Here is a 518-nt window from a genome sequence, read left to right as displayed (position 1 = left end):
GCGCTGGGCGGCGCTGAGTGGGGGCCGAGCCTCAGGCTTGGGTCGTGCGGGTCCGGGCGTGCCGCCAACGAGGGAGTTCCAGGCCCTCGTTGTCCTCCTCGTACCAACCGGTGCCGTCGAGCCACGCCGTCAGCCAGGCCGCCAGGCTCGGGGAGTCTATGAACCAGGCGTGGTCCGGGTCGCCGCCATTGGGCTCGAAGAGCAGGACCTGGGCGGAGTCCGCGCGGCAGTCCACGCACGCGTACATCGCGCAGCCCCAGTGGGATATCGGCAGCACGCCTTCCGGCCAGCCCCAGTCGTCGGAGTGGCGCATCCCCAGGTACTTCTCGACGACCGCGGGCTCGCCTCCGGAGGACTTGCCTTCCAGCAGGGGCAACAGGCCGTACTCCGGGCCGAATCCGCCGTCGCCCACGCGGGTGTACAGCGCGGCGAGCAGTGGGGGCAGGCGGAAGCCCAGGGCCGCCTCCGCCCGGGCCAGGGTGTCCGCGTCCACGGGGGTGGGCAGGACGTCCCAGCCC

At 73.0% G+C, this 518-nt stretch carries 1 protein-coding gene; it reads right to left on the bottom strand.

Going from position 1 to position 518, the window contains the following annotated elements; genetic code table 11:
• Positions 1-31 precede the first annotated feature (31 nt).
• The coding region (locus tag GKQ77_RS33090) for an SMI1/KNR4 family protein (protein ID WP_219692835.1) at positions 32-518 on the bottom strand (487 nt) is incomplete at its 5' end.

Origin of the sequence: Streptomyces anatolicus, from assembly GCF_019400875.1 — a bacterium.
Classification (GTDB): domain Bacteria; phylum Actinomycetota; class Actinomycetes; order Streptomycetales; family Streptomycetaceae; genus Streptomyces; species Streptomyces anatolicus.
This window is presented reverse-complemented; position numbering and strand designations above follow the sequence as displayed.